The following is a 12,189-nucleotide window of genomic DNA, read 5'->3' as shown; positions in this document are numbered from 1 at the left end:
TTGAGGTTATTCAGTGTATGGTTTTAATAAGATGAATCTTCTTCTAATTGGCGCTCTAACTCAGCATCTTCTCTATCCATTTTAGCTTGTTCTTTCTTCATTTGCCGTTCAAATTCAGCATCTTCTTCTCTCATCTGACGTTGAAACTCGGCTTCCTCTTGAGCCATTTTCTGTTCGTGTGCTTTTTCCCATCTATAATAGATATCATCATATTCTTTTATAGTTACATCTCTAGTTACGTGATTCATTTGTTTATCAGGTGTCACGAGTTTATTATATTCATCCACAAAATAATTATATTCACTGGGAGGAATTAATACTTCCTCAGATAATTCATCATCATTTTCAGATTTATCAATTTTATAATTTTTGGAAGAAATTTTTGAATTAGTCGTTTTTTCATTTAACGTTTTATTTTCGTTAGATACAGTAACTAACGGTTTTATTTTTGATTTGAGTTTCTCTCCATTTTCAGAAAGTTTAAGATATATTTCATTACCATATGGAGACATTGAATGATTATCGTGTGGAGGTTCTATTGTTACAGCAATCTCTTTAGGCAAATTATCTTGGTAATCAATTGGAACCATTGAAAAACCTTTACCCTTAGTTTTGGCGTGATAGTTTTTGGCTAATGGTCCTGAATTTAAACCTGCTTCAGATTTTAATTGCTCACCAGTATCAGTTATAAAGTGTACATAATTTAAAAATTCAACTGTTACATCAGTATCATTTTTAATTTCACCGAAGTAACTTAAATATTTCTTTTTACTTGAAGTTTCTTCAATTAGCATATAACTAAAGTTAGTTTTAAAATCTTTGTTATTTACCATTGTGAGTCTTGGTTATTTGAACTTCCATTCGTATATTTTTTTAGAAGTTTATATTTTTTATTATTCAGTTGGAAAATACTACCTTTTGATGATTTTGCAAATTCAAGTGCATCACTAGTTTTGACTTTATTGTTATCTTTATCATTGCTGTTGTTTTCAGGTTTAATAAAACTACATCCTGTTAATACAATTAATAAAAACAATGTTAAAATGTATTTGATTTTCATTGTGACCCTCGGTTATTAATATTAATTTACGTTTATTTCATAAATATATCGTTTGTTTGAAAAAGTAGTGAGTGGCTGGAATTCTAGCTCAATTTTTTTAGGGTTCCCATTTATAGCGAATCCACCAGAACCACTTATACTTCTACCAGGTGATAAAGAATCTAGTAAAGTATCATTTATTGGATAGCTTTTAACTTGCTTACCATCAGCATAAACTTTAATATCCGTACCAACAGGTATATCGTGGTCTGAATTATTTTTCACAGTCATATCAATTTTTAATACTCTGTCAGCTTGTATCTCTGAAAATTCATTTCTTTCGTCAGTGTATGATGCGTTATCCAATGTGAATGAAACACCATCAATTTCAGTAGTTTCACCTACTTGTTTGATTTCAGTATTTTTGTTTTTACTTGAATTTCCTTTTTCATTTACTGCTTTGTCTACTTCGTTAACAAATGCTCCAGTACAAGCAGTAAAAATAATGCATAATATAATGAAGGTTATTAAACAACCACCACATCCCCATAACCATTTCTTTTTATTATTTTTGTCACGTTGCTTTTGAAATTCTTGGTATTTTGCCGATTGTTGTTGTTTTTCAAAATCGATGTAATCTTTCTCATCAGGCGTAATCCCATCTTCTGATTTTATTTTTTTGTTTTCACCCATTTAGAATCCCCCTACATATTTAAAATAAAATTACATGGAATGCATATCATTATTTTACAATATATAATTGATTGATGGTGATAATTAATAATTTAATAAGTGTGGTCGGTGATAACTTTTAGTTATTATTGATTTAGATATAGCTTTCATTTTACTTTTACGGAATTAAACTTAATGAAAAATATGATAAAAAATAAAAAAACGTCGGGAGAGATTGAAAAAGTGCACTTAAACAGGGTATATTAGTAAGACAGCCGTACTAAAAAAGACCGGAAGTGGGGTTCCGGCCTACACTAATAGCACGTGCTAAGAGGATTATGTTGTTAGAAATTGAAATAATTAGGATTGTCTGTATCAAAACTTGGAAAAATGATAGACATTCGATCGTTTTTCAATTTCTAACACGTATGATTATAATGCATGAACATTAGAAACAAATTAAAAATGCTCAAATTACTTAACTTTTTCTCTATATGTTTAAAAATTTTTCTAAAAAGGACAGCAAGGCTTCCCAAATGTCTGGCCTTGCAGTTTCATGATGGTCTAAGCATAAAAACGTCTGTTAAGGTTTACACATGACATAGGGTGTGATACCATGGTGGACGTTCAATTCAATGATATGAATATTAAGATTTTCTAGGGTTCCGTATTCTTAGGAATAGTCTGGTCCGAGAGAAAATCCATGTAATGTGGCGTTACATGACACGGAAGGACAAAAGCCTGGGAGATTTATGAATGCATAAGTCTCTCGGGTTCTTTTATTTGAGGAGGATGATCTCATGAATTGGTTAAAAGTAGTGGCTGGCGCATGTTTTGAGGTGGCTTGGGTCATTGGGATTACACATGCGACAACGGTATGGATGTGGATATTAACCGTGAGTGCGATTGCATTGAGTTTCGCACTGTTACTCAATGCGAGCCAATCATTACCCGTCGGTACGGCATATGCGACATTTGTAGGCCTCGGGACGTCTGGCGTGACACTTGTGGACTTTCTCATATTTGGTGAACCATTTAGCATGGCGAAAGTACTGTTAATCATCTGTCTTTTACTAGGAGTGATAGGGCTTAAAATGACGACAACAGAGGAGGCGGCATAAATGGCTTGGGTATTTTTAATCATCGCGGGATTGCTTGAAATGATAGGCATCGTGTTTATGAATATATATGCGCAACATCGTAAGAAAATGGCTATTTTAGGTGTAGCCTTCACATTTATGTTGAGTTTAACGACATTGTCAATGGCACTGCAATCGATTCCGATGAGCACTGGTTATGCTGTGTGGACAGGTATTGGCGCAGTAGGGGGCACGCTTGTAAGCATCGTCTTTTATGGTGAAAGCAAACACGCATTACGTTTATTGTGTATAGCGGTGATCTTAGGCTGCACGATCGGTTTAAAATTAATGCATTAAATAACATATATATAAAGGAAGGAATTAAACATGAAATTTGTAATCAGTTGGATTTGTATGAGTATATTAGGGTTTTTAGGGTTAGCTGTTCTTGCGGTAGTTGGGCACGCGATAGACTGGATGAATATCACGGTAGGTGCCGTGTTATTTGGTTTATTACTCACATGGACATTGCACCCGATTGCTCCGAAAGCTTTTTTAGGTCAACACCGTTAATATTTTCGTTTTACGTCAAAGTGTATGTGGAATAACACAAATACTGCTTTTAAAGGAGGTATTTGGTGAATATCATTAACGTTTTGTCCGCAATAGGTTCAGTAGGGACATTTGTAATGGCGTTATTCTATTTCATTTCCGTCTCCGTTCAACTTTACCAAATGAAGATGAGTTTTTTGCCGGCGCTCGGTTTTAATCAAATTTTGATGACGCGAGATGGGAATCATTTAACATTAAGAAATACAACAGATACGAATCATGACAGTATGGGTGATGACTTTTTAAAACTGTACAATATGGGGGCAGGAGCGGCAAAAGAACTCCAAATCAAAATCTATATTGACGAAGATAATGTTTTACAGCAAAAATATGCCAGCATTTTGCCGAGTAAAGAGGGATATATGTTGCCTATTAATAATGAAGTGTTTCATGAGTTAGAAAGTACGATTCAAAATAATGGCTACGAATCGAATTTAAAAATTAAAATTCAATTCAAACATAATGCGAGTCGAAAACAACAGATACTTTATTTGAAAGGTAAAATTGATCACTTTAATAGTTATCAAGACCGTGATGTTTATGAGCTCCAATTCATACAAACATCTGAAAACGACAACATGTAAATCAGTAAGTTTAACATCATAAATGCATCATCTCTCATTCAACGTGTTTTTAACAAAATAAAATTTAAAATATGAAATTGCCTTCAAAATACAGCCGTTTATGTGTTTTGAAGGCGCTTTTTATATGCTATAACCTCATCGCTTTTTGGTGTTCGTATTGTAATAATGTATGTGCCATCGTTAAATATGGGACATCAAGATGATGTTTTTGAGCTTGGCGCAAAATATATCCTTGAATGTTTTCAACTTCTAATGGCCGATGACTCATGAGGTCATAATACATACTTGTCCCCATGTCATCGGGGTATCCCGCATAAATCGTCATGATTTCTTCAACGGTATGTGCATCAAAGTGAATTCCTTCTGCTTCTGCAACTTTCCGACCTTCTTCGATTAACTGTCGACACAGTTGTGACATGGACGAGGATTTTAAAACGATTGCGGTATCACGTGAGAGTGCAGTTAAGGAATTGATGCCTAAATTTACAAGTAGTTTATACCAAATTTGGCGTTCAATGTGTGGGTCTAGATCTAATGTTAACTGTGTTTCTGAGATTTTTTGTTGAAGGGCTTCGGTGTGCGCATCTTTTTGAATTTTAAGACGATAATCACGAAAATGGGTAATGCGTGAACCCGCTTTTTGACCGCTAATGTACACGACAGCTGGATAAATCAAGCTATGTTTGATTTTCTCATGTTGTCCGTAACCATTTTGTGCCAGTATGATACGTGTATGTGGGTGTATCAAACGCTGTACATCAGATAAAATTGCATCCAGTTGCGTCGTTTTAACTGCGATAATTAACCAATCGTATAGTGTTTGTGTCGCGTTTAGTGCTTTAACTTCTATCGGAAAAGTTTCTTTTGTTGCATACTCATAAAATGTTACTGTTTCCTCACGTTTACCTAAAAGATCAACGCGAAAAGCACTGCCTTCTAATGCATGGGCAATGCCAGAACCGACAGCGCCTGGACCGATGATGCCAATCGTAGTCATATGAGTTGCTCCTTTCAGTGAATTGGATATACTTATCATGAAGTATATCAAAAAAGGGTGATGACATTGAAAACTTTAAGCCAATTACATCAAATGAAACGAGATAATGAAAAGATCACGATGGTGACGGCCTATGATTATCCGAGTGCCAAACAAGTAGAAGCTGCTGAAATCGATATGATTTTAGTCGGTGATTCACTTGGCATGACAGTGCTTGGTTATGATAGTACGGTTGAAGTGACTTTAGACGATATGTTGCATCATAGTCGTGCGGTGCGTCGTGGTGCGCCAAATACATTTATTGTAGTAGATATGCCATTTGGTTCTGTCGGAATAGATATGACAACAGATTTAAACAATGCAGTACGTTTATATCAACAAAGCGGAGGTAATGCCCTGAAAGTAGAGGGGGACCACTTAACATCATTTATACAACAGGCCACGCAAATGGGTATTCCGATTGTGGCACATCTCGGTTTAACACCACAAAGCGTTGGCATTTTAGGGTATAAAATGCAAGGTGCTACTAAAGCAGCAGCATCAAAACTGATTGAAGACGCAAAAGCAGTTGAAAAAGCGGGGGCAGTAGCGCTTGTGCTTGAAGCCATTCCAAGTGATCTAGCCAAAGTCGTGTCGGAACAACTTACCATCCCTGTCATTGGTATAGGTGCGGGTAAAGACACAGATGGACAAGTACTCGTTTATCATGACATGTTAAATTATGGCGTTGACCGTTATGCGAAATTCGTAAAACAATATGGTGATTTTTCTGTCGGTATAGAGGCATTAAACACGTATCATCAAGAAGTCAAGGCAGGTATGTTCCCGTCTGAAACATATATGTATCAAAAACAAATTATGGGTGAGTTCAATGACTAAAGTCATCACATCAATACAAGAAATGCAACAATTGACATCAAGATTACGTTTAGAAGGTAAAAGTATTGGCTTTGTGCCAACAATGGGCGCCTTACATGAAGGGCACTTAACGATGATGCGTCAATCCATCGAATATCATGACATCACGGTCATAAGTGTGTTCGTTAATCCTTTACAGTTTGGACCAAATGAAGATTTTGATGCGTATCCACGACAAATTGAACAAGATACGGAAGCAGCACGCCATATTGGTGTCGATTATGTCTTTTATCCAAATGTTGAAGATATGTATCCCAAACATTTAGATATTACTTTAAAAGTAGGACGTCTCGCGTCTGTTTTAGAAGGTGAAAAACGTCCGGGTCATTTTGATGGTGTCGTGACGGTTGTTAATAAATTATTTAATATCGTTCAACCTCATGTGGCGTATTTTGGTAAAAAAGATGCGCAACAATTGGCGATAGTGACACAAATGGTAAAAGAAATGAACCACACTGTCGTAATTGAAGGGGTGGATATTGTGCGTGAGCGCGATGGTCTTGCACGAAGTTCGCGAAATGTATATTTGACGGAACATGAGCGTCAACAAGCACCGCACTTATATAAAAGTTTGCAGCTGGCGCATGCAATGTATACAAATGGGGAACGTCAAAGTGACAAGATAATCGAAGCGGTCACGGAATATCTTAAAGCGCATACCGATGGCACAATTGAAGAAGTTGCCATATACAGTTATCCTGAGTTAGTACAACAAACGACCATTGCTGGTCAGATTTTCATCTCTTTAGCTGTAAAATTTTCAAAAGCACGTTTAATAGATAATATTATTATTGGAGATGAAATAAAATGATAAGAACAATGATGCATAGTAAGATTCATCGTGCACGTGTCACGGAGTCAAACTTAGACTATGTTGGAAGTATTACGATTGACCAAGATTTACTTGATGCGGTAGATATCTTACCTAATGAAAAAGTCGCAATTGTGAATAACAATAACGGAGCGCGTTTTGAAACGTACGTCATCGCTGGAGAAAGAGGAAGCGGTAAAATATGTTTGAATGGCGCGGCGTCACGTCTTGTTGAAGTCGGCGATATCGTCATTATCATGACGTATGTTCAACTAAATGAACATGAATTGGCAACACATAGCCCGAAAGTCGCAGTGATGAATGAACATAATGCAATTGACCACATGATTGTTGAAAAAGAAAATACAGTTATCGTTTAAATCGTAAAATCCATGAATGGCTATAACGCTGTTCATGGATTTTTATCGTTAGTGTATATAGTTGTGGGCGTGTACGGAACTTGCAGGTATTGTACGTGTTGATGTGATGTATTTTTAGAAATGTATCAAGTCGAAAATGTGGAAGCGCTCAATGTCAAGTAACGTTGGCGTGAAAATGAAACGTATAAAACAATGGCAGTCCCACTAGGAGTGAGAGGTAAGGATGACATCCTTTATTTAAACTTACATGAAAAAGCACACGGCCCTCACGGGCTCATCGCTGGGACAACAGGTTCAGGTAAATCTGAAATTATACAATCCTACATTTTGTCATTAGCAGTCAATTTCCATCCTCACGAAGTGGCATTTTTACTAATCGACTACAAAGGTGGGGGTATGGCGAACTTGTTTAAAGACTTAGCGCATCTTGTGGGTACGATTACAAACCTTGATGGGGATGAAGCGATGCGTGCGTTAACATCGATTAAAGCAGAATTACGTCGTCGTCAACGCCTTTTTGGGGAACATGATGTTAACCATATCAATCATTACCACAAACTTTTCAAAGAAGGTGTCGCAAAAGACCCAATGCCACACTTATTCATCATTTCCGATGAGTTTGCGGAGTTGAAATCGGAACAACCTGAATTTATGAAAGAGCTTGTGTCCACAGCACGTATTGGACGTTCATTAGGAATTCACCTTATTCTTGCGACACAAAAACCTTCAGGGGTTGTAGATGATCAAATTTGGTCCAACTCGAAATTTAAGTTGGCATTGAAAGTTCAAGATAAACAAGATAGTAATGAAATTTTAAAAACACCTGACGCTGCAGATATCACGTTACCTGGGCGTGCGTATTTACAAGTAGGTAATAATGAAATTTATGAACTTTTCCAATCTGCATACAGCGGAGGTACGTATGACCAAACAGGGGCACATGCTGAAACAGAAGATCAAACCATTTATTTGATTAATGACTACGGACAATTACAAGCTATTAATAAAGATTTGAGTGGATTAGAAGAAGTAGAAACAGCATCAAATGAGACAGAACTTGAAGCGGTGATTCGTCATTTACAAGACGTTACAACAGCAATGAACGTGCCGCGTGTCAAACGCCCATGGTTACCACCACTACCGTCGCACGTGTATCAAAGTGACTTGGTTGAAACCGCATTTCAACAGTTATGGGATGATCAATTAAAGCCTGTGACGCTGACATTAGGATTAAAAGACGTACCAGAAGCCCAATATCAAGGACCACTTGAACTGAAATTAAATCAAGCCGGTCATGTGGCAGTTATCGGAAGTCCTGGATACGGCCGTTCGACATTTTTACACAATGTAATTTTTGATATTGCGCGCCATTACCGTCCAGATCAAGCACATATGTATTTGTTTGATTTCGGTACAAATGGATTAATGCCGGTCGTTGATGTACCTCATGTGGCCGATTACTTTACCGCAGACCAAGAGGATAAAATAAAAAAAGCGCTCAAACGAATCCATGAAGCGGTTAGCGAACGTAAAAAAATACTCAGTCAAAACCGTGTCGTCAATATAGAACAATATTATCAGTTTACAGGGAATACAGTTCCGAATCTTTTTATCATCATTGATAATTACGACACAATTAAAGAAACGCCGTACCAAGAAGCATTTGAGGCAATGATGACAAAACTGACACGTGAAGGACTCGCGTTAGGTATGTATTTAATTTTAACTGGGTCTAATACGAGCAGTATACGTACACCGATTTACACAAACATTAAAACAAAAATTGCCCTATACCTCTTTGAACATAGTGAAATTACAAATGTCATCGGTTCGTACAAAAAAGGCGTGAAAGATATTAAAGGGCGTGCAGTGATCAATGATGACGATTATACACAGTTTCAAATCGCCTTACCATTTAAACCTGAAGAAGGTCTTACGTATAATGATCAAATTCAAAATGAAATTGCGGTGATGAAAGAAAACTTTGTAGGCGATATGCCAGCACATATTCCTATGATGCCTGAAAAAGTATTGCGTACCGAGTTGGAAAAAGAATATAATTTAGAGGATATTGTAACAAAATCACATCAAATTCCATTAGGATTAGATTTTGAAACTGTAAAATTAGTTCGATTAGATTTAAATGCACCAAGTATCGTGACGGCAATAAAGCCAATTGAACAAGAGCATTTAAATGACATCATCATAAATTACCTAGGTATTTATAAACAACAAGGAACAGTCATATTAGTAGATGCCGATGAAAATATGGAAAGATTTTCAAACAAAGTAACGTCTTATTACGCAAGTGCTACTGAACTTTCAATGATTCGAAAAGGCTTTATTCAAGAAATCGAAGCGAGAAAAACAGGAAAGCGTTCATGTGAAGAAAGAAAAGTGGTATTCATAAATAACATCAAACGATTTGTGCAAGTCACAGGGGTAACAGAAGATGAAGTACGTCGATTATTTAATGAAGCACCTACCTATAACATTATGATCATCGCAAGTGGTTTGTATTCAGATACAATCGGTGCTTATGATAAACAAAGCAAAATGATGACGCGTATTGTAAACCAAGCCGTTATTAGTCATAAAATATCTGAACAAGAATTTTTACCAGTTAAAAACCAATATGGCGAACCAGAATTGAAAACAAGAGAATGTTATATGGTGAAAAACCAAGAATATCAAAAACTGATGCTAATGGAGTGATAAGATGGTCATCAAATTGGGAGAAACAGATGTTACTGCAATAATAGATAAAATGAAAACAAGTGCCAATCAATTATCAGTATCTGACAGTGAAGCGCATTTGTCAGAAACAAATTTAATTACGTTTAAAGAATATGAAACCATGTTCAAAAATTATAAAGCCGCTCTAGATAATTATAAAACAATCACTTCGCAAGATTCAGATGCAATGTTGGGTGCAGTTCAAGCAATTGTGCAAAATGATCAAGATATTGCGAATCAAATTAAACACAATTAGGGGAGGCGTGTTTGAGTGGGGAAAAGTGAAATACGTGAACTTATAGCAGCCAAACAAAGAGAAGCGCAAATTATTGAAAATGAATTAACAAAACTTAGACGTGAACGTGAGGAATTAAATAGAGCTTATGAGAAAGTCAAAACGCATAATGAAACATTTAGTGATACTTTAAATGAATATAAAGGTATCACTATTGCTAGTAGTCACTGGAAAGGTCAAACGAAAACCAAAAGCGATGAGCACTTAGAAAATCTTACAACTTCTGCCGATGATGTAAAAACTAAGATTGAAGAAGCAAGAGACGCTCTCAAAAGTGACGTCAGTAAAAAAGATGATGAGATTTCAGATGCAGAATCTAGATTGAATACGACAAATTTAGCAATTTCAGAATTAGAAGCGTTACTTTAATATATGGAGGTGAAATTATGGGTGTAAAAGTTAATATGAATGAAGTTCAAAATATGAAAAACGCCATCAAATCTGAGTTGGATAAAACAAATGGTGATGTCGATACGTTAAAAGAAAGTATGTCTTCGCTCATTAATACTGATCAATTTAAAGGTGCGACGGCCTCAAGCGTTAAATCATATACGAGAACATTTCATTACCAGTCGATTAATAAAATAAAAAATACCAATAAAGATTATGTGGCTGACATGGATAAATCTATCAGCAAGTTCAGTAATCAGGTGGATAACGATGAAGCAGCGATATTACATGAAGATAAAATAAAAACATATAAAGATGACATTTCTAAAAAAGTAAAGTCTATGAAAGAAACGATTGAATACGTCAATAATTGGATTGGCACAGTAGATACTTTAACGACAGCACAAAAAGTTAAGAATGATGATTTAACCTCAACAGCAACAACGTTTAAAGATCATGTAGACGAAACGATTGATAAGTTAGTTAATTTTGATGCAGTTAATTCTACAGATGGGGATTTAACTAACAACTCGATCACAGAACTCAAAGGGTTAACAACATATGTGAAAAATGATTTACCAGCCAATCGTTCATCAATTTCAGGTACTTCTGGAAAGATTGAAAGTGCAATCATCCGTCATCAAACCAGTGAAGAACTAAAAAGATGGCAAAAGTTTCTCGAAAAATGTAGTGACGAAATGAATGCTTTTCCGCCTAAAACCAAAAAAGGGTTGAATGCTTTTAGACAAGCTGGACGTGAAATGTTAGCGTTAAAAGCTATAGGTAATGGTAGTGTTTATAGAGGATTTAAAAAATATATGAATTGTAAAGATGTTAATCAACTCATCGATAATATGTCACCAAAACAATTGAAAAATATGGCTTTATTTATGCATACAGATGTAGATAACGTAAATCTAAAAAATCTTTTAAAAAGTTCGGGAGAATTTGTAAAAAACAATCCTTTTAAAAAAGGAAATCTCGTCGATTGGATGAAAAATGTCCAAAACTTAGACAGTAAAACGAGTGCGTTATTAAAAGAAGAATTAAAAGATAAAAACTTCCAATATAAATTTGGAGATTCTAAGCAATTCTTCGATAAAGCTGAAATGAAAAAAGCAGCCTCTACTGAATTCAAAAATACATTTTCATCTCAAAATTTTAGAGACAATATACTTAAAAAGGAAAATTTTAAATCAAGAACAGCCGCTACTAAAAATTTGAAAAATTATGTTGATGAAGGATTAAAAACATTAAAAGGAGACTTCACTTCTAAAAACGTCATTGGTAAACTAAAACATAGCATGAAATTAGGAGGCAAAGTGTTAAAACCTTTAGCCCTTGTCTCAGCAATTACCGATAATTTAGATGAAAAATCGGCTAAAGAGATGCTTGTAGGGATGGGCGTTGATTTAGGAGCAATTGGTGCTAGCGCTGCAGCAGGGGCTGCGGTTGGCACAGCTTTTCCACTTCCAGTAGTTGGAACCTTAGCTGGCGCCGCTGCTGGAATTGGCGTTGGTTTATTGCTAGAAGCGAAAATTCCAGGTGTAAATAAATCTGTAACTGATTTAGCAAAAGAAGGAATAAATAAGGGGATAGATAAAGGTGTTGATATGTTTAAGTCAGGTATGAGTTCAGTAGGAAATGGATTAAAATCAATTTTTACTTAGAGGTGC

At 35.7% G+C, this 12,189-nt stretch carries 14 protein-coding genes, 1 pseudogene and 1 riboswitch; of the genes and pseudogenes, 11 read left to right on the top strand and 4 right to left on the bottom strand.

The annotated features are described in order from the left end of the window. Positions 1-23: 23 nt before the first annotated feature. Genes G8Y85_RS03930 through G8Y85_RS03920 form a run of 3 tightly spaced genes read right to left on the bottom strand, consistent with a single transcriptional unit; the run spans position 24 to position 1,732 of the window. Positions 24-794, bottom strand: a complete 771-nt coding sequence (locus tag G8Y85_RS03930; protein ID WP_165805458.1) for a hypothetical protein — start codon at positions 792-794, stop codon at positions 24-26. Positions 795-826: 32 nt separating this feature from the next. Further along, a complete protein-coding gene (locus tag G8Y85_RS03925) occupies positions 827-1,060 on the bottom strand; it encodes a hypothetical protein (RefSeq protein WP_165805457.1) in 234 nt (77 codons plus the stop codon). Between the two features lie 21 nt (positions 1,061-1,081). Continuing rightward, complete coding sequence (locus tag G8Y85_RS03920) at positions 1,082-1,732, bottom strand: DUF4352 domain-containing protein (protein ID WP_060552244.1); 651 nt, start codon at positions 1,730-1,732, stop codon at positions 1,082-1,084. A gap of 625 nt (positions 1,733-2,357) precedes the next feature. Further along, a riboswitch (guanidine-I (ykkC/yxkD leader) is annotated at positions 2,358-2,461 on the top strand. A gap of 50 nt (positions 2,462-2,511) precedes the next feature. Between G8Y85_RS03920 and G8Y85_RS03915 the strand changes: the two genes are divergently transcribed. From G8Y85_RS03915 to G8Y85_RS03900, 4 genes are all read left to right on the top strand, one after another. Beyond that, complete coding sequence (locus G8Y85_RS03915) at positions 2,512-2,832, top strand: DMT family transporter (protein ID WP_085622274.1); 321 nt, start codon at positions 2,512-2,514, stop codon at positions 2,830-2,832. Then, positions 2,833-3,147, top strand: coding sequence for a DMT family transporter (locus G8Y85_RS03910; RefSeq protein WP_060552246.1), 315 nt, complete (start codon positions 2,833-2,835; stop codon positions 3,145-3,147). Positions 3,148-3,177: 30 nt separating this feature from the next. Continuing rightward, positions 3,178-3,363 carry a hypothetical protein gene (locus G8Y85_RS03905; protein ID WP_165805456.1) on the top strand — a complete coding sequence of 62 codons (186 nt, stop codon included), beginning with the start codon at positions 3,178-3,180 and terminating at the stop codon, positions 3,361-3,363. Between the two features lie 71 nt (positions 3,364-3,434). Continuing rightward, the gene (locus G8Y85_RS03900) at positions 3,435-3,986 is read left to right on the top strand and encodes a hypothetical protein (RefSeq protein ID WP_165805461.1); all 552 of its coding nucleotides are present in this window, start codon (positions 3,435-3,437) and stop codon (positions 3,984-3,986) included. A gap of 127 nt (positions 3,987-4,113) precedes the next feature. Here the strand turns inward: G8Y85_RS03900 and G8Y85_RS03895 are convergent, their stop codons facing one another. After that, complete coding sequence (locus G8Y85_RS03895) at positions 4,114-4,983, bottom strand: oxidoreductase (protein ID WP_107401621.1); 870 nt, start codon at positions 4,981-4,983, stop codon at positions 4,114-4,116. A gap of 66 nt (positions 4,984-5,049) precedes the next feature. On the opposite strand from G8Y85_RS03895, the gene panB reads away from it, so the two are divergent. From panB to G8Y85_RS03860, 7 genes and pseudogenes are all read left to right on the top strand, one after another. Continuing rightward, entirely contained in the window at positions 5,050-5,862 is an 813-nt protein-coding gene (gene panB / locus G8Y85_RS03890) for a 3-methyl-2-oxobutanoate hydroxymethyltransferase (RefSeq protein WP_107401620.1), read from the top strand. Next, positions 5,855-6,712, top strand: coding sequence for a pantoate--beta-alanine ligase (gene panC / locus G8Y85_RS03885; RefSeq protein ID WP_107401619.1), 858 nt, complete (start codon positions 5,855-5,857; stop codon positions 6,710-6,712). Before panB ends, panC begins: the two co-directional genes overlap by 8 nt. Further along, on the top strand, positions 6,709-7,092 hold the full coding sequence (gene panD, locus G8Y85_RS03880) for an aspartate 1-decarboxylase (RefSeq protein WP_107401618.1): 384 nt from the start codon (positions 6,709-6,711) through the stop codon (positions 7,090-7,092). The genes panC and panD overlap by 4 nt, the downstream gene beginning before the upstream one ends. A gap of 111 nt (positions 7,093-7,203) precedes the next feature. Next, positions 7,204-9,807: pseudogene (essC, locus tag G8Y85_RS03875) on the top strand (type VII secretion protein EssC); the annotation flags it as partial. A gap of 4 nt (positions 9,808-9,811) precedes the next feature. Next, positions 9,812-10,084, top strand: coding sequence for a DUF5344 family protein (locus tag G8Y85_RS03870; RefSeq protein ID WP_039647200.1), 273 nt, complete (start codon positions 9,812-9,814; stop codon positions 10,082-10,084). A gap of 15 nt (positions 10,085-10,099) precedes the next feature. Continuing rightward, positions 10,100-10,492, top strand: a complete 393-nt coding sequence (locus G8Y85_RS03865; RefSeq protein WP_107401616.1) for a YwqH-like family protein — start codon at positions 10,100-10,102, stop codon at positions 10,490-10,492. Positions 10,493-10,509: 17 nt separating this feature from the next. Beyond that, positions 10,510-12,183 (top strand): T7SS effector LXG polymorphic toxin, encoded by a 1,674-nt coding sequence (locus tag G8Y85_RS03860; RefSeq protein WP_165805455.1) that lies wholly within the window; start codon positions 10,510-10,512, stop codon positions 12,181-12,183. The last annotated feature ends 6 nt before the right edge of the window (positions 12,184-12,189 follow it).

Origin of the sequence: Staphylococcus sp. 11007852, assembly GCF_011394325.1 — a bacterium.
Classification (GTDB): domain Bacteria; phylum Bacillota; class Bacilli; order Staphylococcales; family Staphylococcaceae; genus Staphylococcus; species Staphylococcus agnetis.
This window is presented reverse-complemented; position numbering and strand designations above follow the sequence as displayed.